The sequence below is a fragment of the Bacillus sp. MYb56 genome (assembly GCF_002976445.1).
Lineage (GTDB): Bacteria > Bacillota > Bacilli > Bacillales > Bacillaceae_G > Bacillus_A > Bacillus_A mycoides.
In genome coordinates this window covers 91,215-117,318 of sequence record NZ_PCOH01000010.1, presented here as the reverse complement: position 1 = coordinate 117,318, position 26,104 = coordinate 91,215, and the positions used below count along the sequence as shown (strand labels likewise).

The window sequence follows — 26,104 nt, the reverse complement described above, 5'->3', positions numbered from 1 at the left end:
CCCTAAATATTAATGATATCGGTTCTCATTATAACGGATATGCGGGATAAGTGCAGGAAATGAGCTCAAAAAAATATTCCTCCCTGAGAGAGGAATATTTTTTTGAAAAGCTATTCAGTTTTAAAATGAGATACAAGCTGATCTAATTCTTCAACTGTTTGTTTCATTTGTTTTGCAGTTAGGGTCATTTCATTCATAACAATGACTTTCTGTGCAGCGGATTGTGCTGTTACGACAGTCTCACTTGAAACTTCATTAGAAATTGAAGCGATGTTATTAAGTGAAGCATTCATTTCTTCAGCACTTGCGGCCATTTCTTCAGCAGTTGCTGATATATCTTGGATTTGAGTAGACACTGTATTCACTTGACCGACGATTGTTGTGAAGGAAGAGCCCGCTTCACGAATGACGTTAATACCTTCAAATGCTTCAGAACGCCCTTGAGACATCATAGAGCTAGCAGTTTCAGTATCATTTTGAATTTGGTGCAGCAATTGGTTAATATCTGTTGCTGCTGTTTTTGATTGTTCAGCAAGTTTACGAACTTCATCAGCTACGACAGCAAATCCTTTTCCTTGTTCACCGGCACGAGCAGCTTCAATAGAAGCATTTAAAGCAAGTAGATTTGTTTGTTCAGCGATATTAGAAATAGATTGTACAGCTGTATCAATATATTTTGTATGAGTGATTAGACGTTCGACTACTTCTGATGTAGAATTCACAGCTTCGTGTATCGTGGTCATTTGTGAAATAGATTTTTGAATTACAGTACTTCCGTCGTTAGCGTGTTCTGACGTGGCTACAGCTAGTTCGGCTACAGACGAAGCTGATTCTGCAATACGTTGAACACTCATTGCCATATCATCCATTGCAGTCGAGCTTTCTTCCATACTAGAAGTTTGTGATTGGATGCTGGCATTTAAATTGGACATCGAGCTTTGAACTTTTACTGTTGCATCACGCGATGTATTGGTCTTTTCTAGCATATTTTCAGAAGCATTTTGTACTTCCACAGAAGTTTTTTGAACACGATTAATGATGTGCTGCAAGTTTTCTAACATGTTATTAAATGATTTGGCAATTGCACCGATTTCATCATTGCTATTTACTTGTAGACGTGCTGTTAAATCACCTTCGTGAGAAGCTAATTCTTTTAATTTCTTATCAATTTGTTCAATTGGTTTAACAAGCTTACCAGAGAACCACCATGTAAGAATGAGTGCAACAATAATACATATAACAAGTGATAAGAAAACAATATATTCAATTAGCAGTGACGATTGATCAATTTTTTCAATGGATTGTTCACGTAACTTAGCTTGTTCGTTGCTATAGTTTGTGAAGTCACCAATAACTTTATAAACAGTACCATTTTCTGAAGAAGCAAGTTGTAATGCTTCTTCCCATTTTTGTTCTTTTGCAAGAGAGAAAACTTTTTCTTCAATTAAAAAATTAAAAGAAAACCTTACGCCAAAAGGAACAAAGCTTTCTTCTTTCCTTTTGGCATTATAGCAGACAGAGGAAGAGAGAGAAAGATATATTTTAAAGTGAAAAAAGAGGGCTGAAAAGTAATCCCTCTTTATTATGAATTTTGTTTAAAAAAATTATAGAAGATAATGGAAAGAGGCGGATGAGTAGAATTAAAATGGATATATTTATATATCAAAAATTCTTAAATAAAAATAAGAAATACTATTGTAATTAGAAATAACATCCTGTATACTTCTAATTAGTTGATAACGATTATCACTATCAACTAAACATTACTCTTCGTTATGTTGGTCATACCCCTTTTTGACGACGTAAGTCAGAGACGAATGTTGAAATATCTTGTGTCCTATTCTACAGAATTATGGTAATCTCCAACCTCAACTTATATGCGTAAGCATGCAAAAAAAGGATCCTATCCGTGAAGGGATCCTTTTTTGCATGTTGTCACAATTAATGTATATAGACCGGGTATACGCTCTTCAATTCCCTCTGGTGCAGTAGAAGGGAAAACCCACTTTTGATGAGATCCGTGTTCTTCAATCAATTTTTCAACCTTGAAATTTGTTTCTGCCATTGATGTAATTATTTCTCCTAGTGTCCAGCGCCTAATTTTTGTTCTCGGTAAAGCGTATTTCTGTGATCCCGTAAGGAGAGTACTATAAGCTACGTCATCTTCAATAAGTTCCTCGTCGAAATAATTTCCATTTGCTCGAAATGATGGATGATCTACTCCTAATAATTTTGTATAAACGGGATGATAGTCACGTAGTATAAAGGTCCCATCTTGTTTTAGTAAGTGAGAGATTATATGAAAGAGTGGCTTTAAGTCTAAAAAGTAATGGAGCACGCCAAGTTCCAGTAACACGATATCAAATGATTGGGATAGATTTAAATCTAGTACATCGGAAATGATATATTGAATAGAGACACCAGCAGCTTCGGCTAGTTCGGTTGCGTATTTTTCATTACTTGCTGAAATGTCTACAACTGTTACATCGGCTCCTAAAAGAGCAAGAGCAACTGCTTTATTTCCTTTTGATCCGAGTAAATTAATAATACGCTTTCCTTTTGGAGATTGTATGTAAGGTAAATAATGATTTACCTCGCGCACGGGATCTTCCATGAGCTTTTTCGCATAATCCTCTGGCGCCCCGTGGCGATTTGTCCAAGCTTCATAAGCAGCTGCGTTCCAACTTTTTTCATTAATAGTACTCAGTTGTTTTTGATTCAATTTTATCACTCCTTTTGTGAACGTATAGTTATTCGGTGAATGAGTAGGATTTCCTGTTTTTTTGAATAAAAGTTTGATTTTTCTGTTGTTAAGTCGTAAAATACGTTTTATACATAAAAGCGTTGAAAAGGAAAAGTAGAATGGAACCATTCTTTCCAGAGAGCTTCGGTAGCTGAGAAGAAGCAAGAATATTCATTTGAACAATGGCCTTTGAGCTTCGTCCTGAACTTATCAAATGATAATAGTAGGCGGCGACGAGAGTTGGTACTCGTTATCAAAACCACAGTATAAGAGCATATAGCTCCGTACTTGTTAAGGTTAGTTATGCGAATGACTGACGAAATAAGGTGGTACCGCGACTGTTTATACAGCCCCGCCCTTATCTTTTTTAAGATAAGGGCGGGGCTTTTTATATTTTAAAGGAGGAATATAAGATGAGTATTTTTATTGGAGGCGCTTGGCCGTATGCAAATGGTTCGTTACACCTTGGACACATTGCTAGTTTGTTACCAGGAGATATTTTAGCACGTTATTACAGGGCAAAAGGTGAGCATGTGTTGTATGTTTCAGGAAGTGATTGTAATGGAACACCGATTACAATTAGAGCAAAGCAAGACGGTGTGACGGTGAAAGAAATTGCTGATAAGTATCACGAAGAGTTTGAGCGATGTTTTCGTAGCCTTGGTTTTACTTATGATTGCTATACACGTACAGATAGCAAGCATCATCATGAAACTGTTCAAAAAGTTTTTTTGCGACTATTAGAGGAAGGTTATATTTATAAAAAAGTAGTTGAACAAGCTTATTGCGAAACATGTACGCAATTTTTACCGGATCGATATGTAGAAGGTATTTGTCCGCATTGTCATGAAGCAGCAAGGGGCGATCAATGCGATGCTTGTTCCGCTATTTTAGATCCACTCGATTTGTTAGAAAAGAAATGTAAGTTATGTGGTAGTACGCCATCAGTACAGGAAACAGAGCATTTCTATTTTGCATTGCATAAATTTCAGCAGCAAATTAAAGAGGCGGTAGAAATTGCAAAGCAGAAAGGAATATGGCGCGACAATGCAATTCAATTAACAGAGAGATATTTAAAGGAAGGATTACAAGATAGGGCAGTGTCACGTGATTTACCAATTGGGGTACCAATTCCAGTGGCAGGATATGAAGATAAGAAAATTTACGTATGGATTGAAGCAGTGACAGGATATTATTCGGCGAGTAAACATTGGGCTGAAGAAACAGGGAAAGATGATCAAGAGTTTTGGGATAGAGATGCGAAAACGTATTATGTACATGGTAAGGATAATATTCCGTTTCATTCAATCATTTGGCCAGCGGTATTACTTGGAATAGGAGAAGAAGCGATCCCGCGTCATATCGTTTCGAATGAGTATTTAACAGTAGAAAAAAGAAAATTATCGACAAGTAAAAACTGGGCAGTATGGGTACCTGATATATTGGAACGCTACAATCCAGATTCTATTCGTTACTTTTTAACAGTTAACGCACCAGAAAATCGTGATACTGATTTTTCATGGCGTGAATTCATTTACAGTCATAATAGTGAATTGTTAGGTGCATACGGGAACTTTGTGAACCGGACATTAAAGTTTATTGAAAAATATTATGGTGGTACTGTACCGAAGGGAAGTATCGATGTAGAGCTGAAAGATAAAGTAGAAGGATTATATAAAAGTGTAGGAGAGGCGATTGAACAAACTAAATTTAAGGTGGCACTAGAAACAATATTTGATGCAGTACGCTTTGCAAATAAATACTTTGATGAAAAGCAGCCTTGGAAACAAAGAGAAGACGACCCAGTTTCATGTGAGGAAACAATTTATAATTGTGTTTGCCTAATAGCAAACTTTGCACAACTGCTTGAACCATTTTTACCGTTTTCAAGTGAAAGAGTTAGAAATACATTATCGAGTGTTAAAGTAAATTGGGAACCTCAAAATACGTTGCCAAACCGAATTGATAATGTGCAGCCATTATTTGAGCGAATCGAGGTAAAACAAATTGAACATGAGGTAGAGAAGTTATATGGAGCGGTAAAGTGAAATATAAGGAAAAGACCTTTCAAATAAATGAAAGGTCTTTTGTTATGCTGTATAACCCTCTTTCTTATCTTTCAAAAAGAAAAGCACAGCAAGGATTACGAGAATAATAGCCGCAATATCATATGTTATTTTGAAGGTAGTAATAAAGTTTAACATATCGTAACTTTATTCACATTTATATACAAGTTGATGTTGTCATGCACTATGAACACGATTATGTTTTTTTTCTTTCCTAGCAGTAAGTAGTTGTGGTGTGAAAATACCGAGTAATATAACCACAATCCCAATCCACTGCATTGGCGATACAACTTCATGAACAAGTGTAATAGAAGCGATAATTGCTGTTGGTAATTCAGCTGCACCTAATATTGTACCAAGTCCTGTTCCGACTTTTGGTACCCCAATTGAAAAACAAATGACAGGTATAATAACCCCGAACAGTCCAAGGAAGAAAGCATATTTCCATAGGCCTGCTTGTAAAGCGCCGTCCGTTAAAAAGGTAGGCGGGAAAAATAAGCATACAATAAGAGTAGCACTCGTTGTCATAAGAAAGCTTTTCGTATAAGGCGGAACATCTGTAGCAACGCGCCCGCTTACAAATACATAGAATGAGAAAGAGACGGCAGCTAATAGTCCGAAAATAATACCTTTCGTAGAAAAGTTTTGTCCAAGACCTTCAAATACTCCACCAGCAAACAATGTACCAGTAAATAAAATAATAATAGATATAACTTTCTCACGGCTTGGGAATGTCCGGTTGGCAATCGCTTCGATGACTACACCAATCCAAGTGAACTGAAAGAGTAAAACGACAGCGATAGAGGCTGGCAATTCTTCTACGGAAATAGCATAGAAAATACCTGTCATACTCATTGTTGTTCCGACTGTTAGTAACGAAAAGAATTGTTTTTTTGATACTTTATGACGTGAAAAGAACAGAACGAGTAAAAGGAGTCCAATCCATCCGAAGACATATTGCCCTCCTAGTAGTTGGTGTGCGGAAAATCCGTCGATGAATCCGAGTTTAAAAATAGTTGAAAGTACGCCGTAGCTACAAGCGCCGAATAAAACTAGTAATGAATACTTAAATTTCTCCATGTGAAAACCTCCTTATATAAAGTGAAACTTTAATCAGTGGGGGTTTTCTTCATCCACCACTGATTATTAGCCCGACTCCCACTTAACTTCTTTGCTCCAGCCGAATTTTGAGGTGGGAGTTTTACTGCCCACAAATAGCGGGATAAATAAAAAACGCCCGTTATCCTAATAAGGAAAACGGGCGAACGAAACAGAGTCAGAGACTCTACAAAATTCCGCCACTCATACGAAGTATGAGTTTGGGGTATGAAATTATAGTAGTAGTTTACATTGCTTTTGGAAAGATAATTGAGCATTTTACACCTTGAGGTGTGTTTTGTATTCCATAAGGAAACTGATGTTTATCTAGTATTTGTTTTACAATATATAATCCAAGACCGCTACCTTGTACTAAACCGTTGTTTCCAGGATTAGCGCGATAGAAAGGCTCAAATAAATGAGCGAGTTTGTCCTCATCAATTTGTGAACCTGTATTTAATACTTCTAATGCGTAACCGTTTGGTTTTTCATAAAGCTTTATATATACATGCTGATGATCGATTGTATAGTGAATTGCATTTGAAATAATATTAAAAATAGCAGTTTGAATAAATTTAGAATCAGCTAAAATTTGTACGTCTTGTTTAATATTAGATTGAACATTTAATTGCTTTACAGATATAAAATAATCTACTTTCTTCATAACGTTCTCAATGATGTTAGATAGTGAAATAACTTCTAAATTCGGTTTGAATTGAGGATTTTGTATTTTGGATAATTCTGACATCTTTTCCGTTAATATGTTAATGTCCTGCATCATCTCGTAGGAACGCTTTAAGTATTTGTCTCTATCTTTGTATGCACCGATTCCATGAATCATGCCATCTAGTTGGCCCATAACGGCTGCGATAGGTGTTTTTAATTCATGGGATACCATAGACATAAATTCTTTGCGAGATTGTTCTAATTGTTGTTCTTTCTTGAGCTCAGTTCGTAAATCTTTATTTGTTTCATGTAGATTCTTCACAATGGTTGGGACTTGTGAAGCGGCTACTTGCAAATTAAAATCTGTTTGATCTGTATTTTTGTTAGGTGATTGTTGATCTGAAAAGTCCAGATTTATAATATCTTTTAAAGTATCACTCATATATTGAAAAGGTTTGGCAATTAGTTTGGCATAAAATAAAGAACCGAGCAGAGATAATGCAAGCATTGTTGCACCAATATTTGGAGCTAATTGTTGCAAGGCATCTGCTAAACTAGGATTATCATGTGTTTCGTTTGTTTTCTTTTCTGCATTTTGTGTATGTAAGGAATCAGTGTTAGCGGCTGTTTGTTCTGCTTTAGTATGTGATTCAGTTTTGTTACTTTCCTCCGAAAGATTTGCTACATTTTCTTTTGCTTTTGTAGTTTGGCTAGGTTGCAAAAGATGATTAATAGCAGTAGAGAGTGTTTTGAAATCTATAATAGATGATTGGAAATTTGAGATACTACTCTCTGAAATAGCTTTATTTTGTTCATTTTTCGTAACTGAATCCGCATGTTCCGCAGTTTGATTTTCAGGGTTTTTCGCATAACGCTCTTTATCATAGTTTAAAGCTAGAAAATAAATGATTTGATAAAGACAAATTGATAAAAGAACACAAAACAATAGGGTTTTGATGAAAATATTTTTGGTGATGTTGTCTTTGTTACGATTCGATTTTGTAGCCAATGCCTTTCACCGTTTTAATATAAGTAATACCTAATTTTTTCCTTAAATTTTTAATATGTGTATCTATAACTCTTACATCACCATAATGTTCATAGCCCCATACCTTATTTAACAAATCACTTCTTGATAATACTTTTCCTCGATTTTGTAACAACGTATATATAATCTCAAATTCTTTAGTTGTTAGTTCAATTTGATTACCATGAACATAAGCTGCATATGCTGTAGAATTTAACATCAATTCATGGAATTGTAGTATAGTTGCAGTTTCGGCTTCCTTCGTTGTTGTCCTTCTTAATACAGCTTCTACACGTTTAATAAATACCGTATAATGGAACGGTTTCGTAATATAGTCATCAATACCCAATTCAAACCCTTTAATTTCACTCTCTTCATTATGTAAGCCTGTTAACATAATGATTGGTACATCAGACTGTCCTCGCATAATTTTACAAATACTATAACCATCTATATCTGGTAACATTACATCAAGGAGGACAAGGTCGTATGAATTTTTTTGGAAAAGAAGAATCCCCTCTGTTCCAGCGCCAACTACATCAACGGTAAAATTTTGGGCGGTTAAAAATTCACGAATAAGTTCTTGTATATCTGGGTTGTCTTCAATCACCAGTATATGCGTCATAGTAACACCTCCTAAATAACGCTTTTTACTGCAATATTCGAATTCATCATTTTTTTGATGACTCAGGTTGTATATACATATAATAAGCCCCCGCTATAAAATAATCATAAAAATAGCAAGGGGAATTGTTTATTGGACTGAATATTTCAGGATTACAGTAGTTCTAGTATAGTATGCAATGTGAAATTTATAAAATATTATAACTGTATAATTTAAATATCTATGTTTATTAATGTTTTTATGCTATTTAGTGCAGTCTACTTTCATTATATATGCAAGTAGAGTTGTTTAGCTACTGTAAATGAATAAATAAAATAAGCCAAGATATAAAATTCTTGGCTACATGTAAATCTTGTTCATAGGTTATTTTACAGTGACAGTGGCACGTTCGTGAATACGTTCAAATAACCAATGTATATCATTGTTATACATGCGAATACAGCCAAGTGTTGTAGCTTTGCCAATCGCTTGATTATTGTTATTCCCATGAATAGCATACGTTGTGCCATATGTTCCTGCCATATTTAATCCGAGCCAACGATCACCAAGTGGATTACGTGGATCGCCACCTTTAATACGTCCTTTATAATAAGGACGGTTTTTAATTTTGTTTACCACTTGAAAAGTACCTTTAGGTGTAGGTGTTGCTGTTTTGCCAGTAGCGACAGTGAAGCTTTTTATAAGCTTTCCATTTTGATAGAAATCCATTTTATTTAATTTCGTGTCAACGATAAGTTGATCGTTAGTTGAAGCTGCCTCTGCAGACATATATGGAACAGTTAAAAAAACTAACGATAACATAATAGTTACTAGTAATTTTTTCATTGATATTCTCCTTTTACTATTTTAGTAGTATTACATACAATGAATTTGTAATACTCGTAATGCTTGGTGTACATTTTCATTTAGCGCTTCAAAAAAAGTGGTGATTTTTGTATTATGTTTGTTGTTTTTATCAATGAGCAATCTTTCATTTAGTAAAAGCTCGCCGTGTAGTCCGAAGCTCTGTACTTGAATACTCATTTCATCTTCTGTTTCAGAAATCATAGGTAAGAAATAGTGAAACGCTTTCGTTGGAATGATATAACTTTTTCCAATCATGCTTTCATGATTAGAGTTAGTCCATTTTTTCGTGACAATTTTAATATTTTTTTTAGAAACGACAAAAGATAGCGTTGTAGATTTTGTTAAACTTACGTCAAATTCATTTGTTTCACATATTTGTAAATTAAAAACGGTTTCATTTTGATGAGATTCAACATTCGTATTAATAAAATCGTGCATTTTATAAGCTTCCATTTCTTATTCACCCTTTTTTCAATTTCGAAAAGCGATTTATATTTATTCAGTTTAATGTTTAGTCATATATTAGCTAAATTTTTCAACAAATTCCGATATAATCTTACAATACGTATATGAAGCTAATATGAAGTTCATATGAGTTTGTGGTGGTTTTTTATAGAGAACAAAATAAGGTGGTTTTCGAGTGTTAAAAACTGGATGAAAAATGTATATTAATGGATTTCCTTCGCGTGATATATAGTTGTTAGCTTGTTTTTAAATGCTAATAGATATAAGTGAATAGAGAACAAAAAACTTTAGTGTGAGCCTTACAAAAATGTAATAAAAATGTAAGCTATTGTGATAGTTATTTCGACAATTTTTTTATACAATAATAGTAACAAGTTGTACGTGAATGAAAGGGGAGATGACATGGAATGGGTTCATGAATTATTTCAGCAATATGGGTATTATGTAGTACTTGTAGGCCTGCTGTTAGAATATATTGCACTTCCGTTTCCGGGAGAGCCAACATTAGCATATGCGGGGTTTTTAGCACAGAAGGGTGATCTAAGTTTACCTATTTTAATTATCCTATCCTTTATTGGGACAAGTGTAGGAATGACGATTCAATACTTTTTAGGGAATAAGCTTGGTATGCCTTTTGTTCAAAAATACGGGAAGTACGTATTTTTAACACAAAGAAAAATTGATTTAACGAGAATGTGGTTCGATAAATATGGATATTTCCTTATCTTTATTGGCTTCTTCATTCCTGGTGTACGTCATTTTACAGGATACTTTGCAGGTATCATTAACTTACCGTTTCGCCGCTTTGCAATTACAATTTATTCAGGTGCTTTATTCTGGGTATCGTTCTTCTTAATTGGCGGCTACTGGTTAGGTGGTAACTTACATGATATTTTCGGATTACTGGGAGATCATATCGGCAAAATCATTTTCGGAGCGATTGTCATTGTAGCAATTACGTTAAGCATTCGTTTCCGCAAACAACTAAAACGAGTATTTTTACAAAACGCAAGTTAATATGGAATCCATTCTATGTCAGATTTTAGGGAGGCAGTGCAAAAGCACTGCCTTTTTTATTGTATTTTCCAGTTTGCTTTTATTTTTCCATCGATACCGTCACCGGTGGCTGGTATATAATACGTTCCTATTTTTTTTCCGTATGTGATTATTAAAATCTATTATCTAAGTTATATATTTAGGAGAATATAGATTTATTTTTGACATGTATATAAGTCAAAATGACAATTATAATTGACAAAGATAAGGATATTATTTACAATTTTAATTAAATAAATGAAAAAGAGGGAAGACATGAAGCTTCAAAATCGAGTGAGGGAATTTCGAGCAAAGCAACGTTTATCACAAGGGGATTTAGGGAAAGCGATTGGCTCATCACGGCAAACCATTAGTTTAATCGAGCGCGGAGATTATGCACCATCTATTGTGTTATCGCTAAAAATCGCACAAATTTTTGGAGCGCCAGTGGAGGAGATATTTATGTTGGTGGAGGGGGAAGAGGAAGAGGACGATGAAGATGAAGAGTAAACGAAAAAAACAATTTGATTTTGTGGGGAAAATAGCATTAAGTATGATGGGTGGCTTTTTAACATCTTATATAGCTTTAAATTTACTCTCGAATGAACCGAGAGAATTATCATCTAATACATTTATAGGTGTATGTACTATTTTTGGAATCTTAATGATGTACTACACTTGGAAGAATACACGTATGTTAGCGGAGGCACGCGATGAAGAAGAGAGCGTACAAGGCAGAAAATTAGGCATTATAAGTATATATTTACGTGTAGGTGATATAGTTACGCAGGCATGGTTTGTATATGCAGTTATTACATGTAGACGTGCACTGTTACAGGATACAAATGTGTCATTTGCAGTGTGGAATTTAGTAGCTTCTATTGTCTGTTTAACTATTGTAGTGGTTATCGGGCTCATAACAAAAAATCGTTATAATAAGCTATATCCTGAACAAGGTGTAACATATATGGAATCTATGAAAATGTGGACGAAAAACGCAGATGAAGGATTAAAGCACATTGTGCATGAGGCTGGATATAAAGCATATGAATTTACGAATACAATATTGGCATATGTATGGTGGGCTGCCGTTATATATACAGCGGCTAGTGATATCGATTTTGTATTAATTGGCTTAATCTCATTTATTTGGATATTGCATCTCGGAAAATTCATGTACGAAATGCAGAGAAAAATGATTTATTAAGGGGAGAAAAAGGTGGATATTTTAAGAAGGCCAGCTGGTTCCATGACGGCGGCGCTAGTTCTGTCCATTTTATACGGAGTAATTCGAACTGGGAAATTAGAAGTAATGTTGAATATATCGGCAGTATTTGGAATTGTATTATTAGTGTTAGCCATTCATGAGCTAGGGCACGTAGTATTTGGTTTGATAGGTGGTTTGAATTTTAAATTTATGACAGTAGGACCTATCACTGTTCAAAAAGAAAAGGGGAAATTACGCATTCGAGAAAATAAATTATGGGCGTACTTTGGTGGCGTGGTGATGTTAGCACCGTCTTCTATAGAGACACCGAACCTTTCAAAGAAATGGGCGTGGATGACTTTAGGCGGACCAATTATGAGTTTATTATTCGGTATTACTTCAGGTTACATATACATGGTGAGCTATTATCAATATCTTTTATATTTTTCCGTTTTCCACTTTGTGATTTTTGCAGTTACAATCGTGCCGATAAAAGGAACGCTTCTGAGTGATGGCATGCAATTTCTCATTTTAATTAAAGATGATAAAAAAGCTAAGCAACATTTATATACGATTCAAATATCGAGTGAGTTATTTAGTTATAAAAGACCGAAAGATTGGGATGAGAGATTAGTAGAACTTAGTGAGGAAAAATTAAAAGAGGATAAAAGTATAAGAGAGATAATGAGCGGACTTATGCTCGTCTTTTATGCCCGAGCTGATCAAAAGGGAATGGAAAGAGCGATACCGTATATAGAACAAATTGTTCAGCTATCTGTAACGAAGGAAAATAAATTTTTCGTTGGTAGTTTTCATAGTTGGTATCTTTTATATAAAGCTCTTTATCAGATGGATAGCCTTTCTCTGCAAGAAGCAAAGGAACATGCAAAGGCCATTACCAAAATGGATTTAAACGGATATTACCGTACACAAGGAATTATTAAATATTTGGAGGACGATATGGAAGCTTCCCACATTTATATGAAGAAAGCTGATAAAGAATTGGAGAGTGCTGAGAAGAGTGGAATGGGATATTTACAAGTAGAGAGAGAATGGTTTGAGCAGCTACAGGCGAGGGTATCTTACGATGGGTGAGGTATCCTCTTTTTTATATGTCATCTTATTCGATTTCATAAAAAATGAAGTACAGGTAGAATAAAAGAGATTGGAGGAGATACATATGGAAATTTTATCGATTATTTTGATAGTCTTGCTCATTTATGCTGTTTTTAAAGTGGCGTATGTAGCATTAAAGATACTCGCGATCCTATTAATTATCTTTTTAATCGTTGAGTTCGGCAGTAAGTTACTTGGGGGATAGGCATGTTGTGCGTTTTGAGTGTCGAACCGTCGATATAATGAAAAAATCGCTGATATAAGTGGAGAAACGATCGATATATTTTAAAAATCGTTGATATATTTAATTGAATACTAAGTGGGGTATATGGGAAAGAAGTTACCGTGGAGGTAACTTCTTTTTATTTTGGTGATGGGGTATGAACAGGAAAGAACAGTAAACAAAAAAGCTGGAAGAATATCTTCCAGCTTACGAGTTACTTTCAATTTGACGACCATTTTCTTCTTCAGTGTCCTGTAATAGATTGAATACATCTGCTAGGCAGAATGCGATAAACCAAGTCCATAGACCGTGGAAGAAAGCTGAGCTTAATTGAAGTGGTAATGTATAGTTTGTCATTGAGTAGGAAATACATCCACCAACGATTCCGATCATTGTTAATAACATTGTTTTTTGAGCATTTTCTTCTGGATTGAAGAGGAAGAAAATGTATCCGCCTAAAATTGAAGCGCTTACAAGGGTTTCGATTCCATTAAAAATGATATTCTCTCCAAGCTCTGTGTTTGTCCAGAAACAGATCACGCCGCCGACGATCGCAAATAGGACAGCTAGTGTGTATCGTATATATTGATTCATATGTTCATCTCCTTATGTAATAAGATGATTTGGAAGTCAAAAAGGTAGGTATAGTATATTGAAGTGAATTTTAGTTGTACGTATCTTTTATAAAAAGATCAGTGAAGAATAACTAAGGTGATCGGTTTTTTTAAACCGTTACGTGTATGGTGTCTGAAATATACCCGACTGCTCGTTTCTTTTTGCTTATAAAAATAAGAGAAACTTCCAAGTCTATATACTCTTTTTTGTAAGTCTAGTTTTATTATAACATATTTAGTGATACAATAATAGAATTATCTGATTTTGTAATAAGTGTAAAAAATAAAAAACGCAAGGAATTGTAGTTCCTTGCGCTTTTTTATATACGTTTGAAACGGCCGACAATTTCAACTGTTTCAGTAATGTTCATAAATGCTTTATTATCCACTTGGCGGATAATACGTTTCATTTCGCCCAACTCGTAGCGAGTTACGACAGTGTAAATCATTTTTTTCTTATGGTTTGTATAGCCGCCGACAGCATCTACCATTGTTACGCCACGTATGCCGTGATGTAATAGTGAGCTTTTTATTTCCTCACCTTTTTCTGTAATTGTCATTATCGTTAATTTAATATGTTTTGTATGCACAGCATCAATTACTTTGCTGACTACAAACCGACTAATTAACGTATAAAGCGTAATATCCCATCCGAAAATAAATCCTGCTGCAACAAGTAAGATTAAGTTGAATCCAAAGATGATTGCTCCAATTGAAACATCGCGATGTTTCGCTACAATCAATCCAACAACATCAAAACCACCTGTTGAAGAAGCAAATCGGAATATGATTCCTGAGGCAGCACCGCAGATGACACCACCGAATACAGAAGACAGCAAAATATCATCTGAAACTTGGTGTACTGGGATAATGTTCATCGCTAAAGATGATACAGCCACAAAGTATGCCGTTAAAAAGGTTGTCTTCTTTCCTAAGTAAAAGTGACTTAAAATAAGAAGCGGAATGTTTAGTAAAAAGATAAGTGCTCCGATATTGTAGTGCATTAAATAACCGATAATCATCCCTACACCAGCGAACCCACCGCTAATCATATTATGCGGGATAAAAAACATATTCATAGAAATTGCATACAAAATAGAAGCTATAAAAATAACAACTAACTGTATGATGAATTCTAAATGAAATGTTTTAGCTGCTGGGAAGGATAAAAAGGCGGTGTCGGGAACGTAATCGGCGTCTCCTAGTTGACCCATAGTATGTTTCATCTCCATATTCATTTTTGATTACAAGAAGAGAATAAAGCTTTTTTCAAAAACTGGCAATAGTTTTATTATAATGCAAAAATTTTATAAATTTCTAACAAATTAAACCTATTCAAAGATACGTGTGAATATACTGAAGAAAGCGAATACATTGGTTTTCTAGCATAATTTTTTGAGAAAATATGCAAAAAAACTTTTGAGAACAAAAGGAAATAGAGAATGTTTGCTGAATATGCTAAAATGACTTTATTAAGGATGTGAAGCGATGGAATTTTTATTGCAGGATGCAATTCTATATATATCGTTTGTAACGACAGCGCTTTGTGTATTAGAAGTCTTTTTTCTTGCTAACGTTTCTCGCTTTGTGCGTCAGCAAGCATCGAGCGGTAGACAGAGAGCTTTTAAACTAGTAGATACGTGTGAAGAGGGTACAAGAAATGTACCGCTATTTTCTATTTTTTATAAATATGGAATGATTCGTTCTGTCCGCAGACAAGAATCGAGTGGAGAGAGTGACGAGGTAGGTCCGTATACACCAATGTTTCGCTAATTAATTACGAAACATTGGAGGAATGAACATGTTAAAATCATACCGAGCTAGGCTCATTAGTTTATCATTATTACTTGTTTTTGTTTTATCTGGCTGCAGTAATGCAGGCACAATTGATTCACATAGTACGGGAATTTGGAACCATTATTTCGTATATCCAATCTCATTTATGATTCAATTTGTTGCTCATCATATACCTGGAGCTAGCTTCGGGATTGCCATCATTATCATGACGCTCGTTATTCGTTCAGCAATGATTCCATTAGCTGTTTCGCAATATCGTAGCCAAGCGAAAATGAAAAAAATGCAACCTGAATTACAGAAGCTGAAACAGAAATATGGTGATGTGGGTAAAGATCTTGAAAAACAAAAGCAGTATCAAAAAGAAATGTCAGAACTAATGAAATCAGGCGGTTGGAATCCGTTAGCTGGGTGCTGGCCAATCTTTATACAGATGCCGATTTTCTCTGCTTTGTATTATGCGATTAGCCGAACTGAAGAGATTCGTACATCTTCATTTTTATGGGTGAACCTAGGACATGCAGATCCATATCATATATTACCGATTATCGCAGCGTTAACAACATTTATTCAAATGAAGGTGTTCCAATCAAATGTAACGCCTGGAGAACAAGTTCAAATGCTGAAAATACAGCAAATTATGATGCCTGCAATGATTCTATTTATGGGATTTGCGGCGCCATCAGGACTGGTGCTGTATTGGATTACAGGTAACTTATTTACAATGACACAAACAATTGTATTAAGAAAAGTAATGGAACGTGAAGAATTACAATTACAAAAAGCTTAGAAAAACGCCGCTCGTGATGAGCGGTGTTTTTTATTTAAATCGTTAAGGAAATTTTAAGAAACCAACATTACTATTGGCATTGTATACGAAAGTGTACATGCTTTAGAAATATGAAGGAGGAAATTTCCTATGAAGAAGAAAACAGTTGGGTATGTAGCAATTGCAGGTGCTTTATCATTTGGAATTATAGGAGGAGCTTGCATACCAGCGTTTGCGGCAACGAATACTCCAGCGGCCGAGCAAGTTACAAAAACTGCGAAGAAGGATTTAGATGAAGCGACAAAACAAAAAGTAAAAACGATTATGGATGATACAAAGAAACAGTTAGGGGGATTAGGTGTGAAACTTCCAGAGAAGGAGAAACGCAAAGACATGCTTGCGGACTTAGATGAGGCGACAAAAGAAAAAGCGAAGTCGATTCTAGAGCAAGAAAAATCCGGGAAATTAACTCGCGAACAAGCAAATGAGGAATTAACAAAGTTAGGCGTGAAATTCCCAGAGAAAGGGAAGCACAAAGATATATTCGCGAATTTAGATGAGGCGACAAAAGAAAAAGCGAAGTCCATTTTTGAGCAAGAAAAGTCCGGAGCATTAACGCATGAGCAAGTGAAAGAGAAATTGAAAGAATTAGGCGTAACGCTTCCAGAGAAAGGGAAGCACGGTGACATGTTCGCGGATTTAGATGAGGCGACAAAAGAAAAAGCGGAAGCAATTTTGAAGCAAGAAAAGTCTGGAACACTAACTCGTGAGCAAGCGAAAGCGAAGTTGAAAGAACTAGGTGTGAAATTCCCAGAGAAAGGGAAGCACGGTGATATGTTCGCGAATCTAGATGAGGCGACAAAAGAAAAAGCGAAGTCTATTTTTGAGCAAGAAAAGTCCGGGAAATTAACTCGCGAGCAAGCGAAAGAAGAATTGACAAAACTAGGTGTGAATCTTCCAGAGAAAGGGAAGCATGAAGACATCTTTGCAAACTTAGATGAGGTGACAAAAGAAAAAGCGAAAGCGATTCTAGAAAAGGAAAAGAAACAATTAGCAGATTTAAATGTGGATCTTCCAAATCATAAATTTTTTATGAAAAAAGATGATAAATAATTGAACTATGTAGTATCTTTCGTGTGGGCAACCGAAAGGTACATACGACAAATGCGAGGACCGATTTCTGTAAGCAGAAATCGGTCCCTTTTAATGATTCATTGAAATTCTTTTCATTGTTAGTATGTATCCAAAGATGCAGTAGAAGATTGCAAAACCGATAAACACTTCAGTATATTGGTATTTACCTAATACGTAGAAGGAAGCAGCTGGTATAATAGCTACCGCTAAAATGCTATAACCAGGATACTTATATCGATACATGATAGCGAATATAAAAGAAAGAACCGTAGCGATGATACAAAAAATAGCAATCATTATTAGTACACCTCCTACATGGATTGTACCATTTTTAGGGAATTAGAGAAGTGTCGGAACTTCTGTTATAATATAAGAAGAGAAATGTTTCTTATGTTATATAAAAAATATATTGATTTTTTATAACAATTCAATATAATGGGAAACAACTACAAAATTCGACATCAAGAAGTGATGATGAGGATATGATCAGTTTTTTACGATTATCAGAGAGGGAGGCCTTTGGCTGTGAGCTTCCTAATACGGGAAAATCGATTACCACCTCTGAACTGCAGCAGTGAACGGATATCTAGTAATTGCATGCCGGCAAAAACCGTTATTTAGACTTGAGAAATTGGTGAAGTGTGTCACTTTACTAATTGAAACAAGGGTGGAACCACGAATACAACACTCGTCCCTTTTTTAGGGAGGAGTGTTTTTTTATTTCATTTTTGCATCACACTAGAATTGGAAGGAGGATACGCAGCATGCATCATGATGAGAAAAACAAAATTGGTTTAACAGTAGCACTTTCTATCGTAGTAGGAACTATTATTGGGTCTGGTGTGTTTATGAAACCAGGGAGCGTATTAGATTACTCAGGGAGTTCTAATATGGCTATTCTTGCTTGGGTAATTGGTGGTCTGTTGACGTTAGCAAGTGGTTTAACAGTAGCCGAAATTGGAGCGCAAATTCCGAAAAATGGTGGGTTGTATACGTATTTAGAGGAGATTTACGGAAGTTTTTGGGGGTATTTATCTGGCTGGATGCAAACAATTGTTTATGGACCAGCTATTATTGGAACGTTAGGTTTGTATTTTAGTTCTTTAATGATCAATTTTTTCTATTTAGATAAAGTCTGGAATTTACCAATCGCAATTGGAACAGTTGTGTTCCTAGGCGTTATAAATAGTTTGGGAACAAAATATGGGGGCATCGTCCAAACGGTTACGACAGTTGGGAAGATGATTCCAATTATATTAATTGTTGTGCTAGGGTTTTGGAAAGGGAATAGTGATATCTTCAACGTAGTTGTACCGATATCAGAAAATCAAAGTATCGGGATGGCAATTTTAGCAACTTTATTTGCCTATGATGGCTGGATTTTACTCGCTTCTATTGGCGGAGAAATGAAGAACCCAACAAAGTTATTACCGAAGGCAATGACAGTTGGGATTTTAATTGTAACAGCTGCTTACGTGTTAATTAACTTAGCGTTATTAAATGTATTACCAGCAGCGAAAATTGTAGACCTTGGAGAAAATGCAACAGCGACAGCTGCGGGTATGTTACTTGGAGAATATGGCGGGAAAATTATTAGTATCGGTATTATCATTTCTATTTTCGGTTGTTTAAATGGAAAGATTTTAACGTTCCCACGTATTCCGATGTCGATGGCAGAGCGTGGACACCTTCCGTTTTCTAAGTTTATTGCAAAAGAAAATTCGAGATTTAAAACACCAGCAAATGCGATTACTGTTGAAATCATTTTAGGAATTATTTTAATGCTTATTAGTGATCCGAATAAGCTATCTGAGATTTCCGTATTCATTATTTATATTTTCTACGTAATGACGTTTATTGGTGTCTTCATTTTACGAAGACGTAACAAGGATAAAGAGCGTGCATATAGTGTACCGTTATTCCCGATTGTACCAATCGTTGCGATTTTAGGGTCATTGTTTGTACTTGGAAGTGCGATTATTAACGATCCGGTAAGTTGTTTCTTATCAATTGGAATGGTATTTACTGGACTTCCGGTGTATTGGTACTTAAATAAGAAGAAAGAAACTGGAGTTTAATGATTGAAGGGCAGGCGTATAATACGCCTGCTTTTTTCGCTGTAAAAAAATTGTACTTGCGTCCACTTTCTCTTTTGGTTACTATAATGGTAGTAACCAAAAGAGAAAGTGTGGGGGAAGACTTGAATTTTCGTGTATATATTTTAGCTATTGCGGCTTTCGTAGTCGGAACGGTTGAGCTAATTATAGGAGGAACGCTTGATTTAGTTGCCAATGATTTAGGTGTGTCGATTAGTGCAGCTGGTCAGCTTATTACAATATTTTCAGTAGTATTCGCTCTATCAGGGCCAGTTTTATTAGCATTAACAGGCAAGTTTGAAAGAAAGAAATTGTATGTTGTGGCATTATCAATTTTCTTAATTGGAAATATCATTTCGGCATTTAGTGTGAATTACGGGATGTTAATGTTCTCGAGAGTAATTTGTGCAGCGAGTGGATCGCTTATTATTGCACTATCGGTAACACTTGCTTCTAGTGTAGTAGAGCCGCATTTCCGTGCGCGTGCAATTGGAATCATTTTCATGGGTATTAGTGGATCACTCGTACTTGGAGTACCGCTCGGTCTTGTGCTCGGAAATGCATATGGATGGCGTGCACCATTTGTATTAATTTCAATATTAACGGTTATGGCGATTGCTTGTATTTCGTTGTTCTTAACGAAAGTACCAGCGACATCGGTATTATCAATAAGAGAACAAATTGCTACGTTAAAGGATAAAAAAATTGTAAGCGCACAGTTAACATCATTTTTATTTTTAACAGGTCATTTAACGCTATACGCATATTTAACACCGTTTTTAAAAGATGTGATGCATGTTGAAGCAAATTGGATTAGTGTGTTTTACTTCATTTTCGGAATTGCAGCGGTACTTGGAGGTGGCCTTGGCGGCTGGCTTGCTGATAAATGGGGATCGAAGAAAAGTATTATTTCCATCATTATCGTATTTGCATGTGCAATCTTTATGTTGCCGATGATGACATTCTCATTCCCGCTCTTCATTATTATGATGGGGCTTTGGAGTATGCTGAGCTGGGCGATTTCGCCAGCACAGCAAAACTATTTAATTGAAATTGCACCAGAATCAGCTGGTATTCAGCAAGGTTTAAATAACTCTGCACTTCATTTAGGAATTGCGCTCGGTTCAACAGTAGGCGGAGTTGTTATTGAGAAATCATCTGTTATATATAACGCTTGGGTAGGCGGCGTTTTCATTATATTGGCACTGCTTTGTGCGGTTTTCTCTATTACGAGAGGACGCTCGAATCAGCTTACGAAAGAAGAATCTATCATTTGATAGGTTCTTTTTTGTGTGAAAAATTGCAGGGGTTAGTAGAGAAATGGAGAAGGGAGTATATAGCGAGGTGATAGTATATGGAGTCTAATTTTTCAATTATTGGTTTTCTAATTTCTTTAGTCCCATTATTTCTTATTATTTTTGTATTTAGATGGATTCGTTTCATCTATCAAAATTCTGAGAAACAAGTAGAGCAAAATGAGAAGATTATTGAGCTTTTGATGGAGATAAAGGAGCAAAAAAAATCGTAAAATGAACGCTCTGTATTTACAAATCAAAACCATCCGAAAAACCAACTACATAAAATTAAATTAGCGAAAGCGTAAAAAAAGAGCTGTACCAAATGAGTATGTAAAACTCCGTTTGGTACAGCTTTTTTTGTATAAAAAATTATATTATCTATTCAAATGGTAGAATCGATTTTGGGATTTGTTAATACCTCAACTTCATCAACAATTCCTTAATTTCCTCATCCTGCATAAAGAGATCATGGTGCTTCTCTGTAATCTTCGCAAGTGCAACGTCATGATAGAAGAACTCCGTAAAGAACTTCACGAAAGGTTGTGACATTGTTTTCATCGCTTGCCATGATTCTTGCTCTACACCAGCAAATAAAATTTCACTATCGTCAACGATGAGTAGTAAATAACGCTCTAATGCGTTAGGTTCTTGAGCTGGGATTAAAAAATGCATGTTTTCTAAGTCAGTTTCCACTTTTCCAACTATGAGGGACTCGACTTGGACGCCTTGTTTTGCTTTTTGTTCTAGTAAAGGAAGATATTCTAAAAGGGTATCGTTCCATGCGGAGATGCGTATGGATTCTTTCGCATCTTCTACAAGTTGCCTACTTTGTACTTTAATAGAAGACTGCATTTTTAAACTCCAAACGCGGTCATCTGTAAATGATTTTTTAGAAATATTATTTTCAAGTTCTTTAATATTAGATTGGAATTCTGTCGTTAACTTTTCAATTGCTAGCTTGAGTGGTAATGCTGTATACAATTTTTTCTTTTCAGAAACAGAATCCATTACCATCCCTTTATCAATGAGTCGTGCTAACACTTCGTATATTTTTGCTTTTGGAACACCTGAATGTTTAACGATAGTTGTTGCATCTAATGGGTCATTGCTTGATACGACAACTTCATAAGCTTGGCTTTCATATTGTGAGAAACCGAATTTTTGTAGCATAGTTCCCTCCGAACGAATGAGATTATATGTTAAGGATAATGAACTATTTGTTTTTACACAAGTGTTGAGATAACAAGTAAGTTGATTGAAATGAGAATAAATTTTAAGTTTTTAAACTATATAGATTGAGCTTTCTGATTTATCCATTATACTTAATATAGTGATTAGTATGATTGAATTTCATCGAGAAGGGGATGCTTGAGGGAAGATGTTGAGAAGTTTACGTTTAAAAATTACAGTAGTATTTTCGGTACTTATTTCTATGATGTTCGTAATATTAGGTACAGCTATGTATCAATTACAGAAAGAAAAGGAAGTGCGTTCCTTAGACCAGTATTCTCAAAATACGATGGACCTTGTGACAGAGCAACTTACGACATTTGTTCAAAGAACTGATGAAGATATGGGGTATTATGCGAACAGTGAGATGATTCGTAATATGATTCAAGATGGGGTTACTCCAGAAGAGGAAGCGTTTTTAACGAAAGAGTTTGCAGAGTATAAAAAGAATCATCCCGGTATTTTAGATTTATATATTGGTACGAAAGATAAAAAAACATTAAGTGCCAATCTTGCTGAAGGTGGGCAAGTGCCAGAAGGATATGATCCAACGACAAGAACGTGGTATAAAGATTCAGAGGCTGATGTGAAAAGGGTTCATTGGGGACAACCTTCTTATGAAATTGCGACAGGAAAGTTAAGTGTAGGGGTTTCTAAAGCAATTACAGCTCAAGATGGATCTGTATTAGGCGTTGTTGCGATGGATGTATCGCTCGGAACAATTCAGAAATTGCTTCACAATATTCAATACAATAATGACGGAGAAATGTTTATTATAAATGATAAAAATATGGCTCTTGTTTATCCAGAAAAAGTAGGGAAAGATGTTTCTAAAGAGCCACTTATGAAGAGTTTAAATAAAGAGGTAACAAAATATGCTGTCACTACATTAAAAGGTGAAGATGTAGTTGTTTATAGTCAGTCATTTGATGCGATGAAATGGAAGATAGGAATCTTTTATCCGAAACAAACGATTGATGGATTGTTAAGTAGTACGAGAAATACAGTTATTATAATGGCGTGTATTAGTTTATTAGTTGGAATAGTAGCATCATATTTATTCTCAAGAAGATTAGCAAGACCATTACAACTATTAACAAATCACGTTCAAAAAGTAGCGGAAGGTGATTTAACACTACAAATGAAGGTGACAAGTAAAGATGAGGTTGGTATGCTTACGACTCACTTTAATGATATGGTTGAGCAAATGAATGAAATGGTAAGTAAAATTAAAAATAGTGTATCGACAGTACAGAAATCGACTCACAATCTGCATTATTTAACGAATGAAACTGTAGCAGCTAGTAGAGAAGTATCAGGTGCAATGGATGATGTGAGCGGAGGCGCGTCTACTCTTGCTAATAGTGTAGATGAAGTTTCAGAACAGCTCGAGAATATGGCGCAGTCAGTGGAACAAATGAATAACTCCGTTGGTGAAATAAAAGGAGTGGCTGGCAAAGCTGAAGAGGCATCTAAGCAGGGACTCAATACGATGCGTAATTTAGTTCGTACAAGAGAACAATCATCTTCTATCGTTGTTCATACGGAAGAAGCGTCCGGTAAGTTAGAGCAAAGGGTTGGATCGATTCAAAATGTGGTAGAACTTATAAAAGGTCTTTCGGATCAAACGAATTTACTGGCTTTAAACGCTTCAATTGAAGCAGCACGTGCAGGTGAGCAAGGTAAGGGCTTTGCTGTTGTTGCTGAAGAGGTTCGGAAATTAGCTGAACAATCAAAAGAGGCAACGGGTGAGATTACAATAATGATTAGCGATGTGCAGTTAGAAGTAAAACGAGTTGTAGAAGTTGTAAGTAAATTGAAAGACATTGCGGATATACAAAATAAAGTTACGACAGAGGCGGAGACAGAATTCCGCACAATTATGTCAGTTGTAAATACTATTAGTACCTCAGTTGAAAAAATTGTAGAAGAGGTAAATAACATAGGTCACGAGCAAGAAGAAATTACAGAAGTTATGCAAACAATTGGTAGCACGAGTCAAGAGAGTGCGGCTGTTTCTGAAGAGGTAAATGCAGCAACTGAGTCACAAGTGAATCATTTAGAAAAAGTAGCTCATACGATGGAAAGTTTGACAGAGAATATGCAGGACTTAGAAAGATTGGTTGAGCAGTTTAAAGTAGAAGAGTAACGTATTAGTAAAATGATGAGAATTTCGGTAAAATAGACAATGGATATATAAGAAGCAGTAATAGGAGGAAGATTATTATGGCAATTGTTGATGTATCGATTATTCCAGTAGGAACAGGTAATCCAAGTGTTAGTGAATATGTAGCAGAAGTACAAAAGGTACTAGAGAAAAATGCTGATCGCGTGAAGTATCAATTAACACCGATGAATACAGTAATTGAAGGAGATCTTCCTGTCATTTTAGAAGTCATTCAACAAATGCATGAAGTTCCATACACGAAAGGTGCACAGCGCGTTGCGACAACAATTCGTATCGATGATCGCCGTGATAAAGTAAGTACGATGGAGAAGAAATTAAACTCTGTTCGATCAAAATTATAAGAAAAAGCAGCGATCTTCGCTGCTTTTTTCATATAGGAGGAAAATAAGATGAGTGAAAAGTTTAATGAGCAGTTTGATGACTTGCTAGAGAAATACACGGAACTATTACTTGGAGAGAGCAACGAAGAGCGAAAAGAGCAGGTACAGAAATGGGCACTTTATTCTTATATGGCTAAGACGATGCCAGCTTTAGTGAAACATTGGAATGAGACGTATCCAGATGCAAAAGAAGAGATGGTACAGTTAATTACGAATATTAAAAAGCTGAATGATGAGAAGCGAAATGAGAAGTAAGAAGGCTTGAGATAATGTTACCTCAAGTTTTTGTTATTAATATCCTTATATAATTTACATGAAATATAAATGGTTTTGTGAGCATGTCGAATATTTTCGGCATGCTCATTTTTTCCCTAGTAAACCCGTTTTTTCTGAATGTCGAAAAATATTTTCTTCATATTTATAAACGAGAATATAGAGTTTTAAATGTTTTGATAGTATTTTATAAATTATCTAAATAATTATTTGTATCAAATAATTTTAAACAGTGATATAATTTTGAAGAGGGGTAAAAAACAGATAAATTATAGTCGTAGGGGTGAATTACATGGAACAATTAATGCGAAATTCGTTTCTTTTCTTATCTAAAAATAAAGCGCTAACAAAACTGGCTAAAAAGTACGGTTTACGCTTTGGTGCAGGTCGCTTCGTCGCAGGGGAAACGATTGAATTAGCGACAGCTGCAATTAAAGCATTAAATAAGCAAGGTCTTTGTGTAACAATCGATTATTTAGGTGAATTCGTTGATAACGAAGCGGAAGCAAATGAAATGGCTAGCGAATCGATTGAAGCGATTCGTGCAATTGGAAGAGAAGGTCTTAATTCACAGCTTTCTTTAAAAATGACTTCTATGGGATTAGATATTTCTGACGAAATCGTAATGAACAATATGCGCCGTATTTTAGAAGCTGCAAAAGAAAATGGTGTGTTTATTACAATTGATATGGAAGACTATACGCGCTGCGGAAAAACAATTGATATCTTTAAACAATTAAAATCTGAATACGATAATATTGGTACTGTTATTCAAGCTTATTTATATCGTACAGAAAAAGATATTGAAGATTTAAACGCTTATAATCCTAATTTACGTCTTGTAAAAGGGGCCTATAAAGAACCTGAAGAAGTAGCGTTCCCGGAAAAGAAAGATGTAGATGACAATTATAAAAAAATTATTAAAATGCACTTATTAAATGGAAATTACACTGCAATTGCTTCGCATGACGAAGCGATTATTGAATATACGAAAAAACTTGCGGAAGAACACAACATTCCAAGGGATCAATTTGAATTCCAAATGTTATTTGGTATTCGTACAGAGCGTCAACTTGAGCTAGTAAAAGAAGGTTACAAAATGCGCGTTTACGTGCCTTATGGAAACGACTGGTATGGCTATTTCATGCGCCGTCTAGCAGAACGTCCAGCAAACGTTGCGTTCGTATTAAAAGGTATGATCAAAAAATAAC

Annotated in this window: 27 protein-coding genes and 2 other annotated features; of the genes, 16 read left to right on the top strand and 11 right to left on the bottom strand. The window is 35.3% G+C overall.

Annotated elements, in window-relative coordinates:
• Nucleotides 1-110 precede the first annotated feature (110 nt).
• Both CQ058_RS14615 and CQ058_RS14610 read right to left on the bottom strand, forming a co-directional pair.
• Nucleotides 111-1,445: a methyl-accepting chemotaxis protein gene (locus CQ058_RS14615; protein ID WP_087946936.1), complete on the bottom strand. Its 1,335-nt coding sequence runs from the start codon at nucleotides 1,443-1,445 to the stop codon at nucleotides 111-113.
• A gap of 458 nt (nucleotides 1,446-1,903) precedes the next feature.
• A complete protein-coding gene (locus CQ058_RS14610) occupies nucleotides 1,904-2,722 on the bottom strand; it encodes a class I SAM-dependent methyltransferase (protein WP_002191119.1) in 819 nt (272 codons plus the stop codon).
• A 113-nt stretch (nucleotides 2,723-2,835) separates the two neighbouring features.
• Nucleotides 2,836-3,106, top strand: a binding site (T-box leader).
• 50 nt (nucleotides 3,107-3,156) lie between these two features.
• Here CQ058_RS14610 and metG point away from each other — a divergent pair.
• Nucleotides 3,157-4,791: a methionine--tRNA ligase gene (gene metG / locus CQ058_RS14605; protein ID WP_105589784.1), complete on the top strand. Its 1,635-nt coding sequence runs from the start codon at nucleotides 3,157-3,159 to the stop codon at nucleotides 4,789-4,791.
• A gap of 195 nt (nucleotides 4,792-4,986) precedes the next feature.
• Here the strand turns inward: metG and CQ058_RS14600 are convergent, their stop codons facing one another.
• The 5 genes from CQ058_RS14600 to CQ058_RS14575 all read right to left on the bottom strand — a co-directional run bounded on the left by CQ058_RS14600 (nucleotide 4,987) and on the right by CQ058_RS14575 (nucleotide 9,524).
• Complete coding sequence (locus CQ058_RS14600) at nucleotides 4,987-5,889, bottom strand: EamA family transporter (RefSeq protein ID WP_002015976.1); 903 nt, start codon at nucleotides 5,887-5,889, stop codon at nucleotides 4,987-4,989.
• A gap of 265 nt (nucleotides 5,890-6,154) precedes the next feature.
• Nucleotides 6,155-7,582, bottom strand: a complete 1,428-nt coding sequence (locus tag CQ058_RS14590) for a sensor histidine kinase (RefSeq protein WP_002191117.1) — start codon at nucleotides 7,580-7,582, stop codon at nucleotides 6,155-6,157.
• On the bottom strand, nucleotides 7,560-8,225 hold the full coding sequence (locus tag CQ058_RS14585) for a response regulator transcription factor (RefSeq protein ID WP_002191116.1): 666 nt from the start codon (nucleotides 8,223-8,225) through the stop codon (nucleotides 7,560-7,562). Before CQ058_RS14585 ends, CQ058_RS14590 begins: the two co-directional genes overlap by 23 nt.
• A gap of 363 nt (nucleotides 8,226-8,588) precedes the next feature.
• Nucleotides 8,589-9,050 (bottom strand): L,D-transpeptidase, encoded by a 462-nt coding sequence (locus CQ058_RS14580; protein WP_002191115.1) that lies wholly within the window; start codon nucleotides 9,048-9,050, stop codon nucleotides 8,589-8,591.
• Nucleotides 9,051-9,080: 30 nt separating this feature from the next.
• Nucleotides 9,081-9,524, bottom strand: a complete 444-nt coding sequence (locus CQ058_RS14575) for a DUF3978 family protein (RefSeq protein ID WP_033728196.1) — start codon at nucleotides 9,522-9,524, stop codon at nucleotides 9,081-9,083.
• Nucleotides 9,525-9,938: 414 nt separating this feature from the next.
• On the opposite strand from CQ058_RS14575, the gene CQ058_RS14570 reads away from it, so the two are divergent.
• The 5 genes from CQ058_RS14570 to CQ058_RS14550 all read left to right on the top strand — a co-directional run bounded on the left by CQ058_RS14570 (nucleotide 9,939) and on the right by CQ058_RS14550 (nucleotide 13,099).
• Entirely contained in the window at nucleotides 9,939-10,553 is a 615-nt protein-coding gene (locus tag CQ058_RS14570; protein ID WP_002143668.1) for a DedA family protein, read from the top strand.
• A gap of 276 nt (nucleotides 10,554-10,829) precedes the next feature.
• Nucleotides 10,830-11,081 (top strand): helix-turn-helix transcriptional regulator, encoded by a 252-nt coding sequence (locus tag CQ058_RS14565; protein WP_105589783.1) that lies wholly within the window; start codon nucleotides 10,830-10,832, stop codon nucleotides 11,079-11,081.
• Complete coding sequence (locus CQ058_RS14560; RefSeq protein WP_033728257.1) at nucleotides 11,071-11,778, top strand: DUF3169 family protein; 708 nt, start codon at nucleotides 11,071-11,073, stop codon at nucleotides 11,776-11,778. The genes CQ058_RS14565 and CQ058_RS14560 overlap by 11 nt, the downstream gene beginning before the upstream one ends.
• 42 nt (nucleotides 11,779-11,820) lie before the next feature.
• Nucleotides 11,821-12,873: a site-2 protease family protein gene (locus CQ058_RS14555; protein ID WP_142396356.1), complete on the top strand. Its 1,053-nt coding sequence runs from the start codon at nucleotides 11,821-11,823 to the stop codon at nucleotides 12,871-12,873.
• An 85-nt stretch (nucleotides 12,874-12,958) separates the two neighbouring features.
• The gene (locus CQ058_RS14550) at nucleotides 12,959-13,099 is read left to right on the top strand and encodes a DUF3985 family protein (RefSeq protein ID WP_000404757.1); all 141 of its coding nucleotides are present in this window, start codon (nucleotides 12,959-12,961) and stop codon (nucleotides 13,097-13,099) included.
• Between the two features lie 225 nt (nucleotides 13,100-13,324).
• Here the strand turns inward: CQ058_RS14550 and CQ058_RS14540 are convergent, their stop codons facing one another.
• Nucleotides 13,325-13,711 carry a DUF3938 domain-containing protein gene (locus CQ058_RS14540; protein WP_002034640.1) on the bottom strand — a complete coding sequence of 129 codons (387 nt, stop codon included), beginning with the start codon at nucleotides 13,709-13,711 and terminating at the stop codon, nucleotides 13,325-13,327.
• 340 nt (nucleotides 13,712-14,051) lie between these two features.
• Nucleotides 14,052-14,945, bottom strand: a complete 894-nt coding sequence (locus tag CQ058_RS14535) for a YitT family protein (protein ID WP_000530031.1) — start codon at nucleotides 14,943-14,945, stop codon at nucleotides 14,052-14,054.
• A 274-nt stretch (nucleotides 14,946-15,219) separates the two neighbouring features.
• Here CQ058_RS14535 and CQ058_RS14530 point away from each other — a divergent pair, with 274 nt between their 5' ends.
• From CQ058_RS14530 to CQ058_RS14520, 3 genes are all read left to right on the top strand, one after another.
• Nucleotides 15,220-15,504, top strand: a complete 285-nt coding sequence (locus CQ058_RS14530; protein ID WP_002015967.1) for a hypothetical protein — start codon at nucleotides 15,220-15,222, stop codon at nucleotides 15,502-15,504.
• 28 nt (nucleotides 15,505-15,532) lie between these two features.
• Complete coding sequence (yidC, locus tag CQ058_RS14525) at nucleotides 15,533-16,315, top strand: membrane protein insertase YidC (protein WP_002015966.1); 783 nt, start codon at nucleotides 15,533-15,535, stop codon at nucleotides 16,313-16,315.
• A 129-nt stretch (nucleotides 16,316-16,444) separates the two neighbouring features.
• Nucleotides 16,445-17,407 carry a hypothetical protein gene (locus CQ058_RS14520; protein WP_078175893.1) on the top strand — a complete coding sequence of 321 codons (963 nt, stop codon included), beginning with the start codon at nucleotides 16,445-16,447 and terminating at the stop codon, nucleotides 17,405-17,407.
• Nucleotides 17,408-17,497: 90 nt separating this feature from the next.
• Here the strand turns inward: CQ058_RS14520 and CQ058_RS14515 are convergent, their stop codons facing one another.
• Complete coding sequence (locus CQ058_RS14515; protein WP_002015964.1) at nucleotides 17,498-17,725, bottom strand: hypothetical protein; 228 nt, start codon at nucleotides 17,723-17,725, stop codon at nucleotides 17,498-17,500.
• A gap of 165 nt (nucleotides 17,726-17,890) precedes the next feature.
• Nucleotides 17,891-18,127 (top strand) — a binding site (T-box leader).
• 65 nt (nucleotides 18,128-18,192) lie between these two features.
• Between CQ058_RS14515 and CQ058_RS14510 the strand changes: the two genes are divergently transcribed.
• The 3 genes from CQ058_RS14510 (at nucleotide 18,193) to CQ058_RS31835 (ending at nucleotide 21,052) form a co-directional block, all read left to right on the top strand.
• A complete protein-coding gene (locus CQ058_RS14510) occupies nucleotides 18,193-19,506 on the top strand; it encodes an APC family permease (RefSeq protein WP_002143658.1) in 1,314 nt (437 codons plus the stop codon).
• Nucleotides 19,506-20,801, top strand: a complete 1,296-nt coding sequence (locus tag CQ058_RS14505; RefSeq protein WP_002143657.1) for an MFS transporter — start codon at nucleotides 19,506-19,508, stop codon at nucleotides 20,799-20,801. The genes CQ058_RS14510 and CQ058_RS14505 overlap by 1 nt, the downstream gene beginning before the upstream one ends.
• A 77-nt stretch (nucleotides 20,802-20,878) precedes the next feature.
• Nucleotides 20,879-21,052 (top strand): hypothetical protein, encoded by a 174-nt coding sequence (locus CQ058_RS31835; protein WP_002034605.1) that lies wholly within the window; start codon nucleotides 20,879-20,881, stop codon nucleotides 21,050-21,052.
• A gap of 181 nt (nucleotides 21,053-21,233) precedes the next feature.
• On the opposite strand, the gene CQ058_RS14495 is transcribed toward CQ058_RS31835, so the two are convergent.
• Complete coding sequence (locus tag CQ058_RS14495) at nucleotides 21,234-21,992, bottom strand: TrmB family transcriptional regulator (protein ID WP_002143655.1); 759 nt, start codon at nucleotides 21,990-21,992, stop codon at nucleotides 21,234-21,236.
• 208 nt (nucleotides 21,993-22,200) lie between these two features.
• On the opposite strand from CQ058_RS14495, the gene CQ058_RS33070 reads away from it, so the two are divergent.
• The 4 genes from CQ058_RS33070 to CQ058_RS14475 all read left to right on the top strand — a co-directional run bounded on the left by CQ058_RS33070 (nucleotide 22,201) and on the right by CQ058_RS14475 (nucleotide 26,103).
• The gene (locus tag CQ058_RS33070; protein WP_012261940.1) at nucleotides 22,201-24,201 is read left to right on the top strand and encodes a methyl-accepting chemotaxis protein; all 2,001 of its coding nucleotides are present in this window, start codon (nucleotides 22,201-22,203) and stop codon (nucleotides 24,199-24,201) included.
• Between the two features lie 77 nt (nucleotides 24,202-24,278).
• Nucleotides 24,279-24,581 carry an MTH1187 family thiamine-binding protein gene (locus CQ058_RS14485; protein WP_001018862.1) on the top strand — a complete coding sequence of 101 codons (303 nt, stop codon included), beginning with the start codon at nucleotides 24,279-24,281 and terminating at the stop codon, nucleotides 24,579-24,581.
• A gap of 48 nt (nucleotides 24,582-24,629) precedes the next feature.
• Nucleotides 24,630-24,875 (top strand): YusU family protein, encoded by a 246-nt coding sequence (locus CQ058_RS14480; protein WP_105589781.1) that lies wholly within the window; start codon nucleotides 24,630-24,632, stop codon nucleotides 24,873-24,875.
• Nucleotides 24,876-25,185: 310 nt separating this feature from the next.
• Nucleotides 25,186-26,103 carry a proline dehydrogenase family protein gene (locus CQ058_RS14475; protein ID WP_002015957.1) on the top strand — a complete coding sequence of 306 codons (918 nt, stop codon included), beginning with the start codon at nucleotides 25,186-25,188 and terminating at the stop codon, nucleotides 26,101-26,103.
• Nucleotide 26,104: the final 1 nt, after the last annotated feature.

Coding starts and splice junctions, on each gene's coding strand:
- CQ058_RS14580 (WP_002191115.1), bottom strand. CDS start 9,050: ATGAAAAAATTACTAGTAACTATTATGTTATCGTTAGTTTTTTTAACT.
- CQ058_RS31835 (WP_002034605.1), top strand. CDS start 20,879: ATGGAGTCTAATTTTTCAATTATTGGTTTTCTAATTTCTTTAGTCCCA.
- CQ058_RS14495 (WP_002143655.1), bottom strand. CDS start 21,992: ATGCTACAAAAATTCGGTTTCTCACAATATGAAAGCCAAGCTTATGAA.
- CQ058_RS14475 (WP_002015957.1), top strand. CDS start 25,186: ATGGAACAATTAATGCGAAATTCGTTTCTTTTCTTATCTAAAAATAAA.
- CQ058_RS14600 (WP_002015976.1), bottom strand. CDS start 5,889: ATGGAGAAATTTAAGTATTCATTACTAGTTTTATTCGGCGCTTGTAGC.
- CQ058_RS14480 (WP_105589781.1), top strand. CDS start 24,630: ATGAGTGAAAAGTTTAATGAGCAGTTTGATGACTTGCTAGAGAAATAC.
- metG (WP_105589784.1), top strand. CDS start 3,157: ATGAGTATTTTTATTGGAGGCGCTTGGCCGTATGCAAATGGTTCGTTA.
- CQ058_RS33070 (WP_012261940.1), top strand. CDS start 22,201: ATGTTGAGAAGTTTACGTTTAAAAATTACAGTAGTATTTTCGGTACTT.
- CQ058_RS14530 (WP_002015967.1), top strand. CDS start 15,220: ATGGAATTTTTATTGCAGGATGCAATTCTATATATATCGTTTGTAACG.
- CQ058_RS14535 (WP_000530031.1), bottom strand. CDS start 14,945: ATGGGTCAACTAGGAGACGCCGATTACGTTCCCGACACCGCCTTTTTA.
- yidC (WP_002015966.1), top strand. CDS start 15,533: ATGTTAAAATCATACCGAGCTAGGCTCATTAGTTTATCATTATTACTT.
- CQ058_RS14550 (WP_000404757.1), top strand. CDS start 12,959: ATGGAAATTTTATCGATTATTTTGATAGTCTTGCTCATTTATGCTGTT.
- CQ058_RS14515 (WP_002015964.1), bottom strand. CDS start 17,725: ATGATTGCTATTTTTTGTATCATCGCTACGGTTCTTTCTTTTATATTC.
- CQ058_RS14570 (WP_002143668.1), top strand. CDS start 9,939: ATGGAATGGGTTCATGAATTATTTCAGCAATATGGGTATTATGTAGTA.
- CQ058_RS14505 (WP_002143657.1), top strand. CDS start 19,506: ATGATTGAAGGGCAGGCGTATAATACGCCTGCTTTTTTCGCTGTAAAA.
- CQ058_RS14585 (WP_002191116.1), bottom strand. CDS start 8,225: ATGACGCATATACTGGTGATTGAAGACAACCCAGATATACAAGAACTT.
- CQ058_RS14560 (WP_033728257.1), top strand. CDS start 11,071: ATGAAGAGTAAACGAAAAAAACAATTTGATTTTGTGGGGAAAATAGCA.
- CQ058_RS14485 (WP_001018862.1), top strand. CDS start 24,279: ATGGCAATTGTTGATGTATCGATTATTCCAGTAGGAACAGGTAATCCA.
- CQ058_RS14540 (WP_002034640.1), bottom strand. CDS start 13,711: ATGAATCAATATATACGATACACACTAGCTGTCCTATTTGCGATCGTC.
- CQ058_RS14575 (WP_033728196.1), bottom strand. CDS start 9,524: ATGGAAGCTTATAAAATGCACGATTTTATTAATACGAATGTTGAATCT.
- CQ058_RS14510 (WP_002143658.1), top strand. CDS start 18,193: ATGCATCATGATGAGAAAAACAAAATTGGTTTAACAGTAGCACTTTCT.
- CQ058_RS14565 (WP_105589783.1), top strand. CDS start 10,830: ATGAAAAAGAGGGAAGACATGAAGCTTCAAAATCGAGTGAGGGAATTT.
- CQ058_RS14520 (WP_078175893.1), top strand. CDS start 16,445: ATGAAGAAGAAAACAGTTGGGTATGTAGCAATTGCAGGTGCTTTATCA.
- CQ058_RS14555 (WP_142396356.1), top strand. CDS start 11,821: ATGACGGCGGCGCTAGTTCTGTCCATTTTATACGGAGTAATTCGAACT.